The following is a 19,550-nucleotide window of genomic DNA, read 5'->3' as shown; positions in this document are numbered from 1 at the left end:
GAGAGGAGGAAGGAAACCTTCACGTCCGCTCAACAGCTTGTTTAGTATATCCCACTCTTCCCTTCTTGTCAAGGGATTTTTTTGCATCGCAAAAAAAATGACGTTCATCACAGTTCGTTAACCGTTTATCGAATCACTTCGACCAACGGCCTGCGGTCTGCGACAAACGTCTCTATTCTAAGGCTTGTTAACCCTCTTTTGATACGTATACTATCGTGACAGTCCTGCCTTTCATATACGCCGATGAATGATTCTGCTTTACTCTAATATAAAGGGATTTCCCGCAATATCTGACGGCTGGGCCGTATACAATTCATCAATAAATGCCGTCTGGAATGAACCCGTCCCCTTTACATAGGTTTCTGCCCGGCTTCCCGCCAGATTATATACGGCAGCGCCAGTAATTGCGGCTACAAACGGATCGGCTGCAGCTGCATAAACGGCCATGACTCCACCGAGGGAGCATCCCGTCCCGGTAATACAGGGCATCATAGGCGATCCTCCTTTTGAGATGATTACCTGTTTCCCATCGGTAATCAAATCTTCCGCTCCGGACACGGCAACGGCTCCACCCGTCCATGAAGCCAGTGCCATAGCTGCATCTTTCGCAGCACGCACCGTATCTGTCGAATCGACACCACGTACTTCCGAAACGGCCGAGCCACCAGATAAATTCCATAATCCTGCCAGCGCAATAATTTCCGAGGCATTTCCCCTGATAATAGATGGCTTGTATTCTTTAAACTGAGTCAGCAAATCAGTTCGCATCTTCCCAAGACCGATAGCTACAGGGTCGAGGACCCAGGGTTTCCGTTCTTCGTGAAGTACCTTTGCCGTAAGAGGCAGTGTTTCTGCATAAACAGGGAATAGAGTACCCACGTTGATATACATAGCCTGGCAAATATGCGCCAACCCTTCCCCTTCGTCGGGAAGATATACCATGGCAGCCGATCCTCCCACTGCCAGCTGGGCATTCGCTACAAAATTAATGGTTACCGTATTGGTAATGGATGGAACCAGCGGGTTCATCTGCCTGACTGCCACTGCCGTCTGTTCTATTGCTTTTTTTAATGTTTCATTTGTCATATTGGTCACCACTTTCTTTTTTATCATATATTATACAACGTATGCACGAATATGTAATCAAATGGCTTGTATTATTTTTTCTGAATATGTATAATTATGAATGTAATCTTTTGGTAACGTTTTGGGATGCGTTATACCATACTATCTATATAAGGAGATATAGGAATGAAAAAAAAATGGGCTACACTGACGGCTGTTTCATTGGCAGCTATGACTGTATTGACCGGCTGCGGCGGTTCTCAGAGTGACAGCAGCAAGAAATCCAGTGATACGCTGGTCATCGGTATGGAACCGACATTTCCCCCGTTTGAATTCACAGAAAACGATCAGTATGTCGGCTTTGATATCGATTTTGCCAAAGCCGTTGCTGACAAACTGGGAATGAAAGCCGAAGTCAAAAGTCTGGGCTTCGACGCTCTGATTCCGGCTCTCAAAAGTGGCCAGATTGATCTCATCGCCTCAGGCATGGATGCTACACCGGAACGGGCAAAACAGGTATCGTTTACAAAACCGTATTTCCATGACGGATATTCCGTCGTCGTCCGCAAAGATAATACGACAATCAATGGATTCCAGGATTTATCCGGTAAGAATGTCTGCACCCAGGTCGGTACAAAAGGCGTTGAACTGGGGCAGCAGGCTGGCGCGGTTATCAAACAGGTAGACGCCAATAACCAATGCTGGATGGAGCTGAACAGCAATAACAGTGACGCCGTCATCATCAATACGTCCGTAGCAATGTATTACCTCAGCCACGGCGGTGAAAATGACCTGAAGCTGGCTGGTGAACCTCAGATGGCCCCCGATGGCATTGCCATGGCCGTCAGCAAAGACAAGCCGGAAATGCTGGAAAAAGTCAACAAAGCCATTGATGAATTAAAGGCAGACGGTACCTACGCCCAGCTCTACAAAAAATGGTTTGGTACGGAACCGAAAGAATAATAAGGAATAAGAATGTATAAAGCATACGTATTTGATTTTGATTATACTCTGGTAAATTCCGAACAAGGCATCGTCATGTGTTTTGAAATGCTTCTCCATGATGAAGGATATGCTCCCGTTTCCCGGGATGTCATCTGCAGTACCATCGGCAAGACAATGTACGATGCCATGTCGATTATTACAGGAGAAACAGAAAAAGGGAAACTGGCCCGGCTCATCCGGCTCTATAAAGTCCGGTATTCCGATTTCTACATGACGCCCAATACCCATCTGTATCCGGAAACGAAACCGGCCCTCACTTATCTGAAAGAAGCCGGTGCCATTTGCTGCATCGTTTCTACCAAAACGAGGAGCCGCATCATGGAAACCATCCGTCGTGAACAGATGGAGCCCCTTATCGACCGCGTTATCGGCATTGAAGATGTAGAGCATGCCAAGCCTGCCCCCGATGGACTCCGGCTCATACAAGATTATTTTCATCTTGTCCCGGCAGATATCCTGTACGTTGGCGATAGTCTTATCGATGCTGATACTGCTCAAAATGGCGGCGTTGATTTTGCTGCCGTTACCACCGGTGCCACACCGGCATCAGCGTTTGCAACACGCCCTCACACCCGGATCATGTCTGATCTGAGTGAATTATATATGAGGAAAAAGTAATTCCGTTTGAAGGAGTGACTCATGATGAACAAAAAATATGTAACTATGCTTGCTGCTTCCCTGGCAGCCGTTACGCTGATTACCGGCTGCGGTGGTTCCCAGAGCGGTGACAAGAAAGATGCCGCCAAGGAACAGAAAACTCTCGTCGTCGGCACAGAAGCCACATTCCCGCCTTTTGAATCCGTAGAAAATGATAAAGTTGTCGGGTTTGATATGGACCTCACCCAGGCTATCTGTGATAAACTGGGCTACAAGATGGAAATCAAAAACATTGGCTTCGATGCCCTCATCCCTGCCCTCAAGAGCGGTCAGATTGACGTCATCGCTGCCGGCATGGACGCTACACCGGAACGCAAGAAACAGGTAGCCTTTACCGATGTCTATTACAAAGGCGGCTATACAATCGTCGTCCGCAAGGATAATACCGACATTACCGGCTATGACACCATTACCGGCAAGACAGTCGGCGCACAGGTAGCTTCCAAAGCCGGCGACCATGCAAAGGAACATGGGGCAACCGTCAAGGAATTTGATACCAACAGTCAGGGCTGGATGGAACTGGAAGCCGGTACAGTCGATGCAATTTCTATCGATAAAGCCGTCGCCCAGGATTACATGACCCACGGTGGCAATGAAAAAGCAAAAATCGTCGGCGATCCGATTCTGTCCCGCGGTACAGCCATGGCTATCAGCAAGGATAAACCGGAATTGTTGAAACAATTTAATGACGCACTGAGTCAGATTAAAAAAGACGGTACGTATGCCAAGATTTACAAGAAGTGGTTTGGCGAAGAACCGAAAGATCAAGACTTATAATCCATCATCTATATGGAAAAAGGGAGCACGATGCAGATTTTTGCATCGTGCTCCCTTTTCTCTTATATTATGCTCCCTGTCCCAAATCTTCCTGAACAGGTCTCTTATTTGTTTTTGCTTTCGTTTTCTTATCTTTTTTGGTATTACTTTTTGTCTTTTTCCCCGAAAGCTCCGTCTGTTCTTCAGTACGACCCGCATGTAATTTCTTTTCAATCCGGGCCCAATCGTCTCCGATACTCTCCTGCTGCTGTTTCTTCTGTTCTTCCAGTCGGCGCTGTGCTCCTTCACGTACGGCATCAGCCGCCTGCTGCACCGATGCATCGGGAACGATGATAATCCGCACAGGGAGGTTGGCTGCTCCCGGTGGCATAAGATGTATCGTGACAGTCGTACCCGCCGCCACAGAATCGAGGTATTCCATCGCATAGGCATTATCAAATCCCATGCTCAGTCCTTTACGGGGCAGCTCTACAATTTTACTGGCTGTTCCGCCTTTTCCGTCATCATAACTGATTTCAGCCACGCCGGCATATTCCCCTCCCTGGGTGTTGAAATAGTAGTGGAGAAGTCCCGTTCCTCTGGTTTTTATCTGTATAAGGTAATCGAGGCCATAATTGCCCACGTCCTCCGAAAGGCGGTCGTCAATCACGTCATAACCCCGTAAAAACCGGTCTTGTATGCCGTCGGCGATAAGAATATAGCCAATACCTTCATCTGCCGTAAAGGGAATCAGATTTTTGAGAGAGCGGTCCATCCCCGGGAAGGTTCCCCGCAGTTTAACGTCATCACTGGCCAGATACTGCTGTTTTTTCATAAAAGCTACCGGATCTGCCGCAGCTGGCATAATAACGGCTGAAACATACATATCATCCGGCAGATTCATGTTGACAATACCAGAAAACAGCTGATCTGGAGCTACGATGACGCGGTTCAGCCGATCGCTGAGTACGGCATAGCCGAGCGGTGGAACGCTGACCCGGTTATAGGTCGTATTTCCTTCATAATATAAGGTAGACAAATCCTTGCCCACATCGTAATAAGACGTACTTGGCTTGGCATAATAGACACCGCTGACCCCTGCCATAACTTCATGGTCTGAAGGGTTGTATGCCATGGCGACAATCTTGCGCGGATAATTTGCCTGATTGACATGATAAAAATATAGCCGCGTATCACCCTTTACTTTATCGACATATAAAATTCCGTCTTTATCGGCATATTCCGGACTATCCGAGAACAGCAGCGTTCCCGTATCATGAGGTGCTGTCATCGCCACGGGAAGCATCCGGCTGCGTACGATTTTATCCATGACTTCAGGATTATCTGCCCCGTATTCTGTATCCGCTGCCTCCAGCGACACCAGTGGCAGCACACATAAAAGACCTGCAATCAGACATTTACTGAGTATTCGTAATTTCATGATGTTCCATACCTTCTATTTCCTTCGCTATCGTCGCGATTTTTTTAAACCGGTGGGATAATCCCGATTTCGTAATACCTGACAAAGCTGCGATTTCTCCCATTGTCGCCTCCGGATGGGCCAGACGTAATTCGGCCGCTTCCTGCAGTCTGGGACTCAGGAGGTGATACCGGCCCGAATCACGTATGCGTTCAATATCCGCAGTCTGACGTACTGCCGCATTAACGGTTTTTTGAAGGTTGGCCGTTTCGCAATTAACCACGCGGTTCACATTGTTACGCATGTCTTTGACGACTCGCACACTTTCAAATTTCAGATACGCTTGTACGGCCCCGATCTGCTGCAAAAAAGAAGATACGCCATTTCCTTCCTTCACATAGACCAGATAGTCTCCTTTACGGTCTGTCATCTTGGCAGACAAGTGAAAATGGTGCATTAATTTCAAAAGCAGGCGGGCAAATTCTTTATTCCCTGTCATCAGTTCCAGATGGTAATCTCCCTGGGGCTGATTGACCGATCCCCCGCCCATAAAGGCGCCACGCAGAAAAGACCGGCGGCAGTCATCACGGCGTAGTTCCAGCCCCTGAAAGGCTTCCTCTGCAGGAAACAACGTCAGGGAACGTAAGGCGGCCGTACTTTCCACTGCCGGCGGAATCCGGAGGATATAATAGTTTTTTTTGCGCAGCCTGCGCCCCCGCCGCACGAGTACTTCCGGCCGTATGGAGAAAGAATGGCGCCACATGGACAGAGCTTTTCTTGCCACGGCGTTATTGGACGTACTGAATTCCAATCCGGCGCATCCATCGGAACCGGGAAGGAGCGAACCTCCCATACACAGCAACGCCGCCAGTTCCGCAGTGCGACAGGCGGCGTCTTCAACGGGAATATGAGCGGCCTCGTTTTTTACTTCTTCTGCAAACGACAAACAGCTCACCTCCTGGGATGTTTCAAATTATATCTCTTTAAATAATAATGCAGCAATTCAGGGGATAAATCCGTCCGCAGCGCATTAATCAAATCAAAAAGGACATCTGCCAGTTTATTCGTATCATGGGTAGCTCCCGTTTCTCTGTTGACCAGATCAGCCTGAATCAGTGTTGCGCCGGTCTTATGTATTTCTTTTTTGTCAATCTGCACAGGATACTGGCCGGCAGCAGCATATTTCTGTAAAATCGCCGGATCTACATTGCCATTATTAGCCATGACAAAATCAATGACTGGTGCTCCGGCCTGTCGTTCGATTGCCTTGACATGATCGGCTACGCTGTACCCGTCCGTTTCCCCCGGCTGTGTCATGACGTTACAGATGTAGATCTTTTTCGCCTTGCTGTCGCGCACGGCAGCCGCAATATCAGGAATGCACAAATTAGGCATAATACTCGTATAGAGGCTGCCCGGCCCCAGTACGATGGCATCGGCATCGCGGATTGCATCTACAGCAGATTGCACGGCACGGGGATGTTCCGGTGTCGTAAAGACCCGCTTAATTTTGCCATGGGCCTTGGGGATCTGCGATTCCCCCTGTACGATAGTCCCGTCCACCATTTCCGCATTGAGGAGGATTTTATCTGCCGAAGAGGGAATGACTTTCCCACGGACTTTCAGGACTTTGCTTGTCGCATCCATAGCCCCTTCTACGTCTCCCAGGACTTCAATCAGCGCGGCAATAAACAGGTTGCCAAAACTGTGCCCGGACAAATTACCCGATCCGCCAAAACGGTGGGCAAATAGTTTTTCCATCAGCCCTTCTTTATCAGCCAGGGCAACCAGACAGTTACGCAAATCCCCCGGCGCTATAATGTCCAGATCCTGACGGATCCGCCCGGACGACCCGCCATCATCGGCAACGGTGACGACGGCCGTCAGATTATATGTTTTTGTCTTCAATCCCCGGAGCATAACCGAAAGTCCTGTCCCCCCGCCGATAACGACGACTTTGGGACCCTTGGACAATTTCATATTAGATAAGATGAGTTCACTGAGATTTTCCGACTCATTCGGCATGATAACGCCCAGCATGGTACGAATCAGATGCCGGGTAGACCATCCCATGATCAGGATGCCTGCCAGGAGAATGACAATGCCAAGAGAAGCCAGGACCGTATAGTTATAATGGCCTGTCGCTTCATAGAGCAGGCGGAAGGTCCATTCTTCTACCTGGCCGATCCATTGGTAATTAAACGTCAGGACAATACCAAAACTGGTACACATCATGCCCAGGCCAAACAGGAAGAGCCATCGCTTGATGTGCAATCCCGGATGAAGCCATTTAAAAAAGCGCATGTTCTGCACCCTCCTTATGCATCTTCTCCTTCATAACCGGGAGCATCTTCTTCGACATCATTTTTGGCAAGATCCCGGTGTTCAATAGATACATCGACACCTGTTTCTTTGAGATGACGGTACATTTCTTCTGCCATGCAGACACTGCGGTGCATCCCGCCGGTACACCCTACGGCAATGACCAGCTGGCTTTTTCCTTCCCGCTCATAATTGGGAAGGAGAAAATCTATCATATCGAACCATTTTTCTTTAAACGTCTGAGTGACCTGAAAACTTTGGACATAATCCCGTACTACGGGAACCCGGCCCGACTTATGGCGGTATTCCTCAACATAATACGGGTTGGGCAGAAAACGCACATCATCGACAATATCCGCATCAATGGGCATGCCATGTTTGAAGCCAAAGGATACGACCGTAACGGTCAGTCCCTTGCGGCCTGTATTCAGCGCATAGCGCTTGCGCAGGATATCCCGCAGCTGGCTCGTCTTGAGTGAGCTCGTATCAATAATAAAATCAGCCTGTTCCCGGAGCGTGGCCAGCCGCTTCCGCTCTTCCGCGATTCCCTGACTGATGCGCCCATGAAGTGCCAGAGGATGGACACGCCTCGTTTCTTTATAGCGGTTTATAAGGACCTTGTCTGATGCTTCCATAAAGACGATTTCATAGGAAACGCCCTGCTTGCGCAATTCCTGTAAAGCCTGGCTCATAGCATCAAAAAACTGCCCGCCGCGGATATCGGCAATGAGGGCCACATGACGCACCCGTTCACCGCCTTTGACGCAAAGCTCGGCAAATTTTGGAATCAGCACTGGCGGCAGATTGTCTATACAAAAATAACCAATGTCCTCCAACACTTTGACAGCCTGGCTCTTACCTGCACCCGACATGCCGGTGACAATGATCAAGTGGAATTGATCCATCGTGGTCCCTCCTTACAAGATAAATTTTTCAATAGCTCTGGCTACTCCGTCTTCATTATTGGATGCCGTAACATACGGAACCTGTTCTCTTACTTCGGGTACGGCGTTGGCCACAGCTACGCCGAATCCGGCAGCTTTCAGCATGGATAAATCATTCATTCCGTTTCCAAAGCTCATGACGTTCTGCAGCGAAATGCCATAAATATCACAAAGACGTTTCAGGCAGACACCTTTTGAAATTCCTTTGGGCGTAATTTCCAGGAATGTCGGCTTGGAACACATGATATCGAATCTGCCCGGCATCGCTTCTTCTATTTCCTTTGCCCGTTGCAGCAGGACTTCATGTTCATCACAGGATAATAATTTATCTGGCGCACCACAGGGAGTATAAAAATCATCACCGCATACGACAGCGTGGGAATGAGTAATCCGTTCGTAATCGGCAACCCAGTGATTATACTCGGCAACACGCAGCACGTCATCAATATATGATTGCATCATCCATCCTTTTTCTTTGGCCAGCGAGAGCAGTTGTGCCGCATCTTCCTGTGGAATAGGATGACTGTACAGTATCTTCTTCGATTCCAGCGTCTGGATCAGTCCGCCGCCAAACAACATCATGGGGATATCCCCCAGCCCGAGCATGCGGCCATAGGGACTGGCCGTCGCATACATACGGCCAGTTGCAATCATGATGTGGATTCCCTTCTGTTGTGCCCGGCGTATCGTATCTTTCGTATAATCAGAGACGGTCGTATCGTCCCGGATGAGCGTATCATCGAGATCTATCGCTATCATTTTTATCGGGTATTCTGGTTGTTGTATCATTTCGTTTTATCCCCCTGTTTCCAATCAAACGGGTCGCCAGCCGGCTTTTCCGTCTCTGTCTTTAATGTCTCTCCATCCCTGGCGTAGGTCAGGTCCTCGGCATACTCCGAAGCCAGTTGGTCCATTTCTTTCTGCTGGGATGCCGTTGCCCGGCTGCGGTTTTTGAGTGCCGTAACCAGCATATCACGCATTTCCACACGGGTCAGAGCATAAGAAGGTGAAAATCTGGCCATATCTGTACCGGTGAGGCCCGCCTTTGTCAAATCCAGAAGATACTTGTATTCCCAGCTATTCTGTTCAATCGCATCGAATGGATTCGGGGCGTACGGATTATACGCAGAGGCCGTACCACAGGCCAATAAGGCCAATGTCAACAGCATAAGTCCCAGTCGTTTCATAGCAGCAGCTCCCTTTCTGTATTACCGCATTATAAACAAATACGCTCTCTATCCGGCAGCCATGAGTCATACCGGGAAGAGAGCATATCTCTGTACGTTCTGTTATTTCGCTGTGTTATCGCCAGCTTCCGGCTGTTCTGCCGGAGTATTGCCATCACTGACTGCCGTTTCTTCATCGATGACCATATCATCGAGCAGACGCATCTGGCTGGTAAGCAGCGCCCGGCATTTAGCCCGGAAAGCACTAACCTGGGTTTTCATTTTTTCCATATTCTGCTGTGTCGTCTGCATGTTCAGTGTCGTTTCATCGAGCATTTTTTTCTTTTTATTTTCTGCTTCCTGCAGGATGAGATCGGCTTCTTTGCGGGCAGACACCTTGACATTTTCTGCCGTCTGCTGGGCCAGCATAAGCGTACTATTCATGGTAGATTCCATTTTTTCATACTGCGACAGCTTATCCTGTAACTTTTCGCATTTTTCCTTTATTTCACAATATTCCCGGTATACTTTTTCATAGTCATCGGCAATATTGTCCATAAAGGCATCGACATCTTCTTCACTATAACCGCGGAAGCCCCGTTTAAACTCTTTGTTATGTATATCCATTGGTGTAAGCATGGGTACATTCCTCCAAAAATTCTCACATGTATCGTCTCAATAAAACACCTGTACGCCCTTTGCGTGAAGTACCAGTAATCTGGGCCAGTTCCATCCGGCCCTTTCCCCGGAGAGAAATGACATCGCCCTCCTGTACTTCCTGGCTCGGCCCTTTAGCCGGCTGCCAATTAACTTGTACCCGGTCACCCTTGATTGCTTCCGCCGCTTTGGTACGGGAAATACCAAACCCGGAAGAAGCGACGGCATCCAGGCGAAGGGAGGCTACGGTCGTCTTGATTTCTTTCACCTTTTCCTGTTTAGGCGCAATATCCGACAAGGCCATGTCTTCTACCGTAACATGAACCATGGCAATCTTTAAAAAATTCTGCTTCAGATAGGCAAGAAGGGGTGCATCGGTCAGGATGACTGCTCCCGTTTCCTCCATGATGATATCGCCAAAGCGGCTGCGGTCGATTCCCAATCCCATGAGCGATCCCAGCACATCACGATGACTGAGAAGGCGATAACGGGCATCCCAGCTCACATGGCAGGCGGTAATGGCAAAATCAACAGGTCCATCATAACTTTCCTTGACAAAGGCAAGACGCACCCGTTCTGCTCCCTCATACCCGCCAAAGGTCTTCAGGATCAGGCCAGGGGCGGACGCCTGTATCGTTTCGCCTATCTGTACGGCACCGGGTGATACAAATTCACTGACGGCATAAGGACGGCCTTTGGCCGTACTGTCTGCCAGATCAATCAACCGGGCAGCCAGCTCGCCGTTATCCGTACCCTTATAATAACGTATAATTCTATCTCTGTTTTTCACAAAAATGCCTCATTTATCTTACTGCTGTTTATTACCTTCGCCGTTTTTCCAGGCCAGCTGTGCCGTGAAATCACCGTAATCGTGTTTACTCCGATCCACTGTTACATTGCTGGGTACGCAAAGGAAAATATCCTTGCCCACTTTCTGAATATTGCCATCCAGTGCATACGTTGCCCCACTGACAAAATCGACAACCCGTTTGGAAATATCCGGTTCCGTGTTTTCAAAATTGATGACAACCGGTTTGCGGTCCCGGAGAAAATCAGCAATGCTCTGAGAATCGTCGAAGCTTTCTGGTTCTACGATCATCATTTTGAGCGGGCGGTCTACCTGGGCCGCTCCGAGTGCAGGCCGGCGGGCAGCTGCCACTGGACGCTGGTTCTGACGCGGTGCGTCTTCTATTTCATCGTCATCATCTTCAAAGTCTTCGTCTGTTTCATAGATATCATCTTCATCTACACCGCTGACCTTGCCTACTACATTGTTCCAAAATTTTTTCAATCCCATGGTTTTATTATCCTCCTTAGTATTGGCGCGGTCCAAATATGGCAGTACCGACGCGTACCATATTTGCCCCTTCTTCAATGGCTATTTCAAAATCATGAGTCATGCCCATAGACAGGTAACGGACTTGACCTTCTGGAAACTGAGGTTTCATATCTTCATATAAAGCGTGGGCAATCCGGAAGATTGGGCGCGTGTCTTCCACGTTATCAAAATTCGGAGCCATACACATAAGACCGCAGACGCGGACATGAGTCAGTTCTTTTGCCAGCGCGCTGATGCGCGGAAAATCTTCTACTTCCATGCCGAATTTGCTTTCTTCCCGCGCTACGTTGACCTGCAGAAGAATATCCTGTACTTTTCCTATCTTGCCAGCTTCTTTATCGACGGCTTTCAGGAGATGTTCCGAATCAATGGAATGAATCAGGTCAAAATGAGCCACTGCCTGTTTAGCCTTATTCGTCTGGAGATGACCGATTAAATGCCAGACAAGGTGGTTTTCTGGAAATTCCTTTATCTTTTCCATCGCTTCCTGTACGCGGTTTTCACCAACGTTCACAATTCCGTCTGCTGCGGCTTCTTTCATGCATTCTACAGGATGATTTTTCGTGACGGCAATCAGGGTAACCGTATCACTCCGGCCGGCACGGGCTGCCGCATCAGCCATGCGTTTTTCTATGGCCTCTATGTTTTCCTTTATCAAATAAAATCCCTCCGTGGTACCTACAAAAAACTTGGCACTTACTCTATTATATATATTACGCCTTATAAATGCTAGTATTTTTGGAAAAAATCTGCCCCAATCGTCATATTGCCGGAATCATGGCGAAGGCTGCCATCCGTCCGGTATGACCGCCATCGCGACGATATGAATAAAAGGCTTGTTCATCCTGATACGCGCAATGGGTTGTCGTATCGATGTGCTGTGGCAGCAGCCCCGCATGCAGCAACAGCTGCTGGTTTGCCTGCCATAAATCAACGCAGACCGTATCCGCTGTTTTATAGACACATTGGTCATAGGCCGGTCCCATATGGCGGAAGATATCTGACGTCGCTTCACTGACCTCGAAATGCTCCCGGGAAATAGACGGCCCGATAAAGGCGAGAATATCCCGTGGCTGTGATCCATATACGGTCTGCATGGCAAAAACCGTCTTGGAAGCCAGCCGGGAAGCCGTACCACGCCAGCCATCATGAATGACTGCACAGGCTTTTTTTACCGGATCATACAGGATAACCGGCACACAGTCGGCAATACAGATCAGGAGCAGCACTCCAGGCCGGCTGGTCATAAGCGCATCCGTATGGGGAAAGGCATCGTGATAACTGCCGGCCCCCCGTCCTATCTCGCTGTCTCCGACGGCGATTACGTGATCTTCATGAGTCTGCTGCGGTGTAGTCAGTACATCGAGGCGGCAGCCCAGATGGGCACAGAGACGGCGCCGGTTTTCCAGGACGCATGATACGGAATCTCCTACGTGCAGTGCCAGGTTTAGAGAATGATACGGAGCCGGACTTACCCCGCCCGTGCGGCCAGTAACGCCATGGCACAGGCCGGCACGATGCAGCTGCCCGCTTTCTTCCCAGGCAATCCCGTCCTTATGTTTAATCCACTGTGTCCCCATTTGTACCTCCACATACATGACATCGCCGGCATCCTTCAAAGCATGGTATGGTGAACTCACCTTTTTCAGCCTTCTCCCGTTCCCGGATCAGGTAATCCTCTGCCAGACCATTATCGAGTACACTCCAGGGAAGGAGTTCGTCGGTCTGCCGTGGCGTATATAAAAATGATTCTACATCAAATCCTGTTTCCCGGACAGCCCGTTTCCAGCCCCGGACACCTCCGTAAGAATGGGCTTTCAGAAGCAGTTCCCCCACGCGGCGGTCCCCCCGGGAAAGGACCCCCTGGATATAGCACTGCCGCAGTGGTTCAGCCAAAACTTCCGTCTGCCGTATGCGCCCTGCCTCTTTTTTTATATATGCCAGTCTCCGTTCCACGACTTTTTGTTCCGTCATGGCCATCCACTGAAAGGGCGTCATCGGTTTTGGAATAAAAGGATTGATGCTCAGGGTAATACTGCTTTTGTTGCCAATGCGGTCCATGTGTTCCCGTACCCGGCGTGTCATATCCACAATTCCCTGTATATCTTCATCCGTTTCCATGGGGAGACCTATCATGATATACATCCGCACCTTACGGATTCCCGCAGCCGTACATAAATCGATGGATTGGAGGAGATGTTCTTCTGTAATTCCTTTATTGATAATGTTCCGCATATGCTCACTGCCAGCTTCCGGTGCCAGGGTAATCGTCTTCTGCCCGCTTTCCGCAATGCCTTTGACAATAACAGGCGTAATGGAATCTGCACGCAGAGACGCACAGGAAAAAGCCAGTCCCTGCTGACGGATGAATGTGACTAATTCGTCAATGTACGGATAATCGGAAATGGCAGCACCCATGAGGCCTATCTTTTTACCCAGCTTCTTCCCCCGGAGAACGGCAGCTTTGACATATTCCAGCGGACGCACACGGGGACGGCGGTAACAATACCCAGCCATGCAGAACCGGCAGTGACGGCCACATCCACGGGCAATTTCAATGAGATACATGGATCCAAATTCCGTATCCGGCGTAGCGACGACCGTTTCCCCTGGCCGGGTCAGTTCATGCCATTGCCGGCGTACGCGATGGGGTATACCTGGTTCGGCATCGATGCGCATCAAATTTCCCCTATCATCATACACGTGATGATACAGGGAAGGAACGTATACGCCTTCAACCCTTGCCAGACGGCGCAGTAACTCCTGCCTTCCGGCTCCGTCGGCCTTTGCCTGAAGCCAGGCGTCGAGAAATGCATGAATCAGTTCTTCTCCTTCTCCAATCAGGCAGACATCCATAAACAACGCCAGCGGCTCGGGATTAAAGAAAGCGACAGGACCACCCATGACTACCAGCGGATCGGTTTCTGTCCTGTCTGCAGCCCGGACAGGAATATGACCAGCTTCGAGAATATCCGGGATGTTAAAATAGTCCATCTCGAAATTGACAGAAAAGCCAAGAATTTCAAAATCACACAGTGGCCGCTTATTTTCCAGTGTCAGAAGTGGGGAATGTTCTTTTTCATAGATTTTCTTCAATTTCTTATCTGGCAGAAATGCCCGTTCGCATTGAAAATCATTACGACTGTTTACCTCCCGGTAAATAATCTGCATTCCCAGATTGCTCATACCCGTCTCATAGGTATTAGGGTAACAGACAGCCATCGTATGACGGCTGCCAAATGGATGCACGACATACCCCGTTTCCCTCGCCAGTCGTTCATTTAATGCTTTTTCCAGTTGCCAGCCCATATGCTTCTCCTTCCTGCACATCATAACGTATCTTTTATTTTACTAGCCGCATCCCTTCTTGTCAAAGATAGGTCTTTATAGTAGAATATATATATTAATTGACTGTTCCGGGTCAGCGTATGTAAATTTACACTTAAAGGGATGATTACCAGATGAAAATAAAATGCGTCGAATTAAGCCAGTTTGAATCCGATCTGATTCTCGCATTCTCACGACAACCGAAAGCGGCACCTGTCTCGACGGGGTTGTGCCGTGCAATTTATCGTCGTCTGGAAGGCCAGCCGGCTTTTGCCAGAAACAATGTCACAGTTTACAGCAAACAAAGCGGCCCGGTAATCCGCCCGGCTATGGCTGAAAAATAAATACGGATACACAAAGAAAGGACTTATGGCATAAAGGTAAAAAATCTTTATGCCATAAGTCCTTTTTCTATGTCGTGTCCCAGCATCAGCCTTCGTTCATTTCCTGTTCCAGCCTCCGGGCAACGGCCTTTCCCGTTTCCGTTCTGGCAAGGCCGCCATCGGATGTTTCTTTAAGGGCAACGGGCATCATACGGCCGATTTCAGCCATAGCACTGATGACTTCATCAGGCGGAATGACACTGCGGATACCGGCCAGGGCCATTTCAGCTGCACCGACAGCCATTACAGCCAGGCAGGCATTCCGCTTGACACAGGGCACTTCTACCAGACCGGCTACGGGATCACAGGCCAGCCCCAGTGTGTTTTTCATGCACAGTGCCATAGCCTGCAGGATTGCATCATCAGAACCACCCGCCAGTTGGGCAGCCGCCGCGGCAGCCATGGCAGCAGCTGTCCCGCATTCGGCCTGACAACCGCCGACAGCTCCGGCAACTGACGCATTGCGGGATACGACAGCCCCAATTCCTGCAGCCGTAAAAAGAGCTTCTACATTTTCATCCGGACTCGTTCCCAGTTCTTCACTGACTGCCATAAGAACAGCTGGAACGATACCACAAGAACCTGCCGTCGGGCAAGCGACGATTTTGAACATCTTGGCATTGGCTTCACTGACAGCCAGCGCATACATCTCTGCCTTGCGTGCCAGGCTCCCCAGCAGCCGGCCACTGCTATGGGACAGTTTATTTGCATCTCCCCCGACGAGTCCGCTTACAGAAGTTCCCGTATCGGTAAGACCGGCCTCTATGGATTCACGAAATACCTCCAGCCGGGAAACCATGCGCTGCCGCACCACCTTTTCCGTCTGTTCAGAGGTTTCCATTTCGTGGCGGATAACGACGTCCGCTATCCGTATATCATGCTGGGCTGCCCTGTGAGAAAGTTCTTCCAGCGTTTTATATTCGTATTCGTACATCTCTCCTGTACCTCCTATAACGGTGCCAGCGTAATGACGCTCTCGATAGCTGAAATATTGCCAATCAGGCTGACCATTTCTGCCGGTACCGGACTGTCTGTGCAGACAATCATGACCGCATTGGCGTGTTTGCCGCTGCGGAACACCTTCATCGTCGAAACATTGATATGCCCGATTGCCATAATCGTCGTCGCTTGGGCGATGATTCCCGGCTGATCACGATGCAGCGTAATCAGGGTATGTTCTTCCCCATTGAGAGAGACCTCAAATCCATTGATTTCGCGGATTTCAATCTTACCACCACCCAAGGAAACGCCCAATATTTCTGCCTGATTGCCATTTTTGCCTGTCATGGCAATGCGGACTGTATTCGGATGATCTACTTCTTCATCAGATCGCCGCAGGGTAATTTCCAGCCCTTTTTCGGCCGCTATGGAAAAGGAGTCCCGGAGCCGGGTATCATCCGCTGAAAAACCCAGGAGGCCGGCGACCAGCGCCTTATCTGTCCCATGGCCTTTATAAGTCTTGGCAAACGACCCATATACGGTAATCATGGCCTTTACCGGTTCGTCCTTTAATATATTCCTCGCCATGAGACCGATACGCGCAGCACCGGCCGTATGCGAGCTGGAAGGGCCAATCATGACAGGCCCTACAATATCAAATACACTCATGATATACTCCTATTCTACACGAATCGCCGTTCCCAGGCGGAAACTATACATATAGGCCTCCCGTACGGGACGGCCACTGATCTTTTCTACAGCCTGCCTGTAGAGAGAAATCTGTACGCCATACCGTTTGATAAAGGCGTCCGCATCATCGAGACGGTCTGTCTTATAATCAATCAATACCCATCCATCACCCTCCCGGAATAAACAGTCGATAACGCCCTGCACCAGTATTTCCTCTCCCGGTTCTGCGTCCGGCAGGAGACCGCCGGCAGGAAGGAGGATGCTGAACGGATATTCCCGGAGTATGCGGTCTGACGACGCCATGCGCCGGCTGAGCGGCGAATGACAAAACGCAAGGATTGGCGGCAGATAGGCCATTGATACTTCTTCTGCCGTAAATAATTCCTGAGCCTGCCAGGACCGGAGCTGTGCATCTATATCGTTCCGGTTCATGTCAGCCCTGATATCCAGATACTGCATGATTTTATGAACAATCGTACCACGGCGGGCGCCCGTTTCTTTCTCTTCCCTTTTATCCATCCATGCCGGCAGCCGGCCAAACACGTCTTCCTCACGGTCTGCCCCGGCCCCCGTCGCTGCCAGTTCCCGTTCTTCTTCCCATTCATCCTGGTGTTGGAGCTGATACTGTCTTTTGATTTCAGAGACAGAATACTTGGCTGCTGTCCCCGTCGCTTTAGGCCACGGATAGTGCCAGGATAAGGTTTGCTCCATCCAGCCGGGAATCAGGGCTCCTACCGGTTCACCGCAGCGCACCTGCTGCAACGGTGAATCAAGGGATATATCCGGTGCCACTTCTTCCAAAGTCGGAATCTGGTGATATAAAGCCAGGCGCCAAAGGCCGTGCATTTCGTCACTTTCCAGTCCCGCCATAACCTTTTCATTGGTCTGTTTCCACTGATCCGCCCCTGCAAAAAGAGGCATGAGCCAATCGAGATATGATTTTCCTTCCGATGGACTGCCTTCTTTTTGCCAGTGTTTCCAGGCTTTTCCCATATCTTTGACAGTACCTGTCAGGATCAGTTTATCCCGTGCCCGGGTCATCGCAACGTAGAGTACGCGCTGTTCTTCTGCCCGTCCTTCCCAGGCTAGTTGTTCCCTCAGACCGCTCCAAATGAAGTCAGGATAAGAAATCCGCCATTCCGTATCAAATTGCCGCAGGCCGATCCCTAAAGATTTATGGAGCAGTATGTCCTTGGAAAGGTCTGTTTCATTGAACTGTTTCCCCATATCGGCTACGACGACAACAGGAAATTCCAATCCTTTACTTTTGTGGATGGAAATGATGCGTACAACATCTTCCCCTTCTCCCAGTACTTTGGCCGGAGCCAGATCGAGCTCGTCTTCCTGCATCTTGTCGATGAGCTGCAGATAGCGGAATAATCCGCGATATCCCGCTTCTTCATATTGCCGGGCCCGTTCATACAGAGCCCGGAGATTAGCCTGCCGGACGGCACCGCCGGGCATACCTCCGACAAAATGGATATACCCCGTGTCCTCATACAGCCGCTGCAATAATTCGGCAACACTGGCGCGCCGGCTGAACGTCCGCCACTGTTCCAGATGCCGCATAAAATCCCGTAATGGAGCGGCATCCTCATCGGATAACGTTTGTACATATGCAGGCAGTTTCTGCCACAATGTTCCGTCTCCTGTCAGATGAAGGCAGGCCAGGGCCGACTCATCCATTTTGACCAGCGGTGACCGGAGGACGGCCGCCATGGGAAGATCCTGTTCCGGGTTATCGATGCATCGCAGCAAAGCCAGCATGACCTGTACTTCTATAGCGGCAAAATACCCGCCGCTTTCATCGGCATATACGGGGATTCCCGCTTCCTGAAAAATCCGGGCCATGACTTGTGCTTTATTTTTCAGTGAACGGAGCAGCACAACCATATGGCGCCAGGAAACGGGCTCCATGGAACTATCTTTACGTTGGATACACTGACCGGAATGTTTCATGTCTATCAGGCATCGGGCCACCATCTGGCACTCTTTTTCAAATGCCGTATGTTCGTCCTCCCCGTCCCCGGCCAGCTCATCAGAAACCAATTCTGATGGCTGGTCATCCTCTGCACCGGTATCATCACTTCCTCCTGTATCGAGTAACCGAACTTCTACCGTACCGCCCAGCCAGGAATCGTCGGTGCATTCCTTACGGCCGGCGTACAGCCGTTCCCGTTCACCATAAGGCATACCGGCTGTCTCTGTCGTCATAATGCGGCTGAATACGTCGTTGATGGCTTCCAGGATATGCCTGTCGCTACGGAAATTACGGGCCAGGTCAATGCAGCGCTGCTCCGCCCGGTCATCCCGGCTGTACGCCCGGTATTTTTCCAGAAATAATGTAGGATCTGCCAGGCGGAACCGGTATATACTCTGTTTGATATCCCCAACCATAAAACGGTTATCCGGGCAGGCTATCAGCCGGGCTATCATTTCCTGGACGCCGTTTGTATCCTGGTATTCATCCATGAGGATTTCTTTAAACGTGTGGCGCAATTCCTCTGCCGCATCAGACCGGATAATATGTTCCGGCGTTGAAACCGGGTCCAGGAGTATCTGCAGGCAAAAATGTTCCAGGTCATTGAAATCGACCCAGCTTTTTTTCTTCTTTGCCTGTCCGTAAGCTTCGGCAAAATCTTTTGTCAGCTGCACCAGCCCTGTAATATACGGCTCCATGCTGCGCAATCCATCCAGCCAGTCTCTGTCCGATGGCACAAACCACATATCCCGCATGGCCGTAAACTGCTTCTTGCATGACGTGCGTACCTTTTTGCATTGTTCCCAAAATTCTTTATCGTCTTCGTCCAGCTTACGCAGACTGGCAAGGCGGTCATAATTGACAGCCCGTACAGCCTGCCGCAGTTCTTCCCACGAAGT

At 49.8% G+C, this 19,550-nt stretch carries 20 protein-coding genes; 4 read left to right on the top strand and 16 right to left on the bottom strand.

All coding sequences use genetic code 11. The annotated features are described in order from the left end of the window. Window positions 1–258: 258 nt before the first annotated feature. Complete coding sequence (gene thiM / locus DBO31_RS04200; protein WP_150824516.1) at window positions 259–1,086, bottom strand: hydroxyethylthiazole kinase; 828 nt, start codon at window positions 1,084–1,086, stop codon at window positions 259–261. Between the two features lie 165 nt (window positions 1,087–1,251). Between thiM and DBO31_RS04195 the strand changes: the two genes are divergently transcribed. From DBO31_RS04195 to DBO31_RS04185, 3 genes are read left to right on the top strand one after another with little or no spacing between them, the layout of a single operon-like run. Next, window positions 1,252–2,028: a basic amino acid ABC transporter substrate-binding protein gene (locus DBO31_RS04195; protein ID WP_150824515.1), complete on the top strand. Its 777-nt coding sequence runs from the start codon at window positions 1,252–1,254 to the stop codon at window positions 2,026–2,028. A 12-nt stretch (window positions 2,029–2,040) separates the two neighbouring features. Further along, the gene (locus tag DBO31_RS04190; protein ID WP_059076154.1) at window positions 2,041–2,688 is read left to right on the top strand and encodes an HAD family hydrolase; all 648 of its coding nucleotides are present in this window, start codon (window positions 2,041–2,043) and stop codon (window positions 2,686–2,688) included. A 21-nt stretch (window positions 2,689–2,709) separates the two neighbouring features. After that, window positions 2,710–3,504, top strand: a complete 795-nt coding sequence (locus DBO31_RS04185; RefSeq protein WP_059076155.1) for a basic amino acid ABC transporter substrate-binding protein — start codon at window positions 2,710–2,712, stop codon at window positions 3,502–3,504. 67 nt (window positions 3,505–3,571) lie between these two features. Here the strand turns inward: DBO31_RS04185 and DBO31_RS04180 are convergent, their stop codons facing one another. The 12 genes from DBO31_RS04180 to DBO31_RS04125 form a co-directional block, all read right to left on the bottom strand. Beyond that, window positions 3,572–4,924, bottom strand: coding sequence for a hypothetical protein (locus DBO31_RS04180; protein ID WP_150824514.1), 1,353 nt, complete (start codon window positions 4,922–4,924; stop codon window positions 3,572–3,574). Further along, complete coding sequence (gene whiA / locus DBO31_RS04175; RefSeq protein WP_059076157.1) at window positions 4,902–5,849, bottom strand: DNA-binding protein WhiA; 948 nt, start codon at window positions 5,847–5,849, stop codon at window positions 4,902–4,904. Before whiA ends, DBO31_RS04180 begins: the two co-directional genes overlap by 23 nt. A gap of 5 nt (window positions 5,850–5,854) precedes the next feature. Then, entirely contained in the window at window positions 5,855–7,207 is a 1,353-nt protein-coding gene (yvcK, locus tag DBO31_RS04170) for a uridine diphosphate-N-acetylglucosamine-binding protein YvcK (protein ID WP_150824513.1), read from the bottom strand. Between the two features lie 14 nt (window positions 7,208–7,221). Further along, window positions 7,222–8,130 carry an RNase adapter RapZ gene (gene rapZ, locus DBO31_RS04165; protein WP_059076159.1) on the bottom strand — a complete coding sequence of 303 codons (909 nt, stop codon included), beginning with the start codon at window positions 8,128–8,130 and terminating at the stop codon, window positions 7,222–7,224. 12 nt (window positions 8,131–8,142) lie between these two features. Beyond that, complete coding sequence (locus tag DBO31_RS04160; protein WP_059076160.1) at window positions 8,143–8,958, bottom strand: Cof-type HAD-IIB family hydrolase; 816 nt, start codon at window positions 8,956–8,958, stop codon at window positions 8,143–8,145. Next, the gene (locus tag DBO31_RS04155; RefSeq protein ID WP_059076161.1) at window positions 8,955–9,356 is read right to left on the bottom strand and encodes a hypothetical protein; all 402 of its coding nucleotides are present in this window, start codon (window positions 9,354–9,356) and stop codon (window positions 8,955–8,957) included. Before DBO31_RS04155 ends, DBO31_RS04160 begins: the two co-directional genes overlap by 4 nt. Window positions 9,357–9,458: 102 nt before the next feature. Continuing rightward, window positions 9,459–9,974, bottom strand: a complete 516-nt coding sequence (locus DBO31_RS04150; RefSeq protein WP_059076162.1) for a DivIVA domain-containing protein — start codon at window positions 9,972–9,974, stop codon at window positions 9,459–9,461. Window positions 9,975–9,996: 22 nt separating this feature from the next. Then, the gene (locus DBO31_RS04145; protein WP_075581488.1) at window positions 9,997–10,782 is read right to left on the bottom strand and encodes an RNA-binding protein; all 786 of its coding nucleotides are present in this window, start codon (window positions 10,780–10,782) and stop codon (window positions 9,997–9,999) included. Between the two features lie 18 nt (window positions 10,783–10,800). Next, on the bottom strand, window positions 10,801–11,289 hold the full coding sequence (locus DBO31_RS04140; protein WP_059076164.1) for a cell division protein SepF: 489 nt from the start codon (window positions 11,287–11,289) through the stop codon (window positions 10,801–10,803). A gap of 16 nt (window positions 11,290–11,305) precedes the next feature. Continuing rightward, the gene (locus DBO31_RS04135) at window positions 11,306–11,989 is read right to left on the bottom strand and encodes a YggS family pyridoxal phosphate-dependent enzyme (RefSeq protein ID WP_059076165.1); all 684 of its coding nucleotides are present in this window, start codon (window positions 11,987–11,989) and stop codon (window positions 11,306–11,308) included. 103 nt (window positions 11,990–12,092) lie between these two features. Then, window positions 12,093–12,971, bottom strand: coding sequence for a peptidoglycan editing factor PgeF (gene pgeF, locus DBO31_RS04130; RefSeq protein WP_234995381.1), 879 nt, complete (start codon window positions 12,969–12,971; stop codon window positions 12,093–12,095). Further along, window positions 12,892–14,640 carry a radical SAM protein gene (locus tag DBO31_RS04125; protein ID WP_059076167.1) on the bottom strand — a complete coding sequence of 583 codons (1,749 nt, stop codon included), beginning with the start codon at window positions 14,638–14,640 and terminating at the stop codon, window positions 12,892–12,894. Before DBO31_RS04125 ends, pgeF begins: the two co-directional genes overlap by 80 nt. Window positions 14,641–14,792: 152 nt before the next feature. Here DBO31_RS04125 and DBO31_RS04120 point away from each other — a divergent pair, with 152 nt between their 5' ends. Continuing rightward, window positions 14,793–15,002, top strand: a complete 210-nt coding sequence (locus tag DBO31_RS04120) for a hypothetical protein (RefSeq protein WP_118023470.1) — start codon at window positions 14,793–14,795, stop codon at window positions 15,000–15,002. 85 nt (window positions 15,003–15,087) lie between these two features. Here the strand turns inward: DBO31_RS04120 and sdaAA are convergent, their stop codons facing one another. The 3 genes from sdaAA to addA form a co-directional block, all read right to left on the bottom strand. Then, complete coding sequence (gene sdaAA / locus DBO31_RS04115; protein WP_150824512.1) at window positions 15,088–15,975, bottom strand: L-serine ammonia-lyase, iron-sulfur-dependent, subunit alpha; 888 nt, start codon at window positions 15,973–15,975, stop codon at window positions 15,088–15,090. Window positions 15,976–15,989: 14 nt separating this feature from the next. After that, window positions 15,990–16,649 (bottom strand): L-serine ammonia-lyase, iron-sulfur-dependent subunit beta, encoded by a 660-nt coding sequence (sdaAB, locus tag DBO31_RS04110; RefSeq protein WP_059076170.1) that lies wholly within the window; start codon window positions 16,647–16,649, stop codon window positions 15,990–15,992. 9 nt (window positions 16,650–16,658) lie between these two features. Then, window positions 16,659–19,550 (bottom strand): helicase-exonuclease AddAB subunit AddA (addA, locus tag DBO31_RS04105; protein ID WP_150824511.1); only part of this gene is annotated, 2,892 nt, incomplete at its 5' end.

It is taken from the genome of Megasphaera sp. DJF_B143 (genome assembly GCF_900320625.1).
Classification (GTDB): domain Bacteria; phylum Bacillota; class Negativicutes; order Veillonellales; family Megasphaeraceae; genus Megasphaera; species Megasphaera hexanoica.
This window is presented reverse-complemented; position numbering and strand designations above follow the sequence as displayed.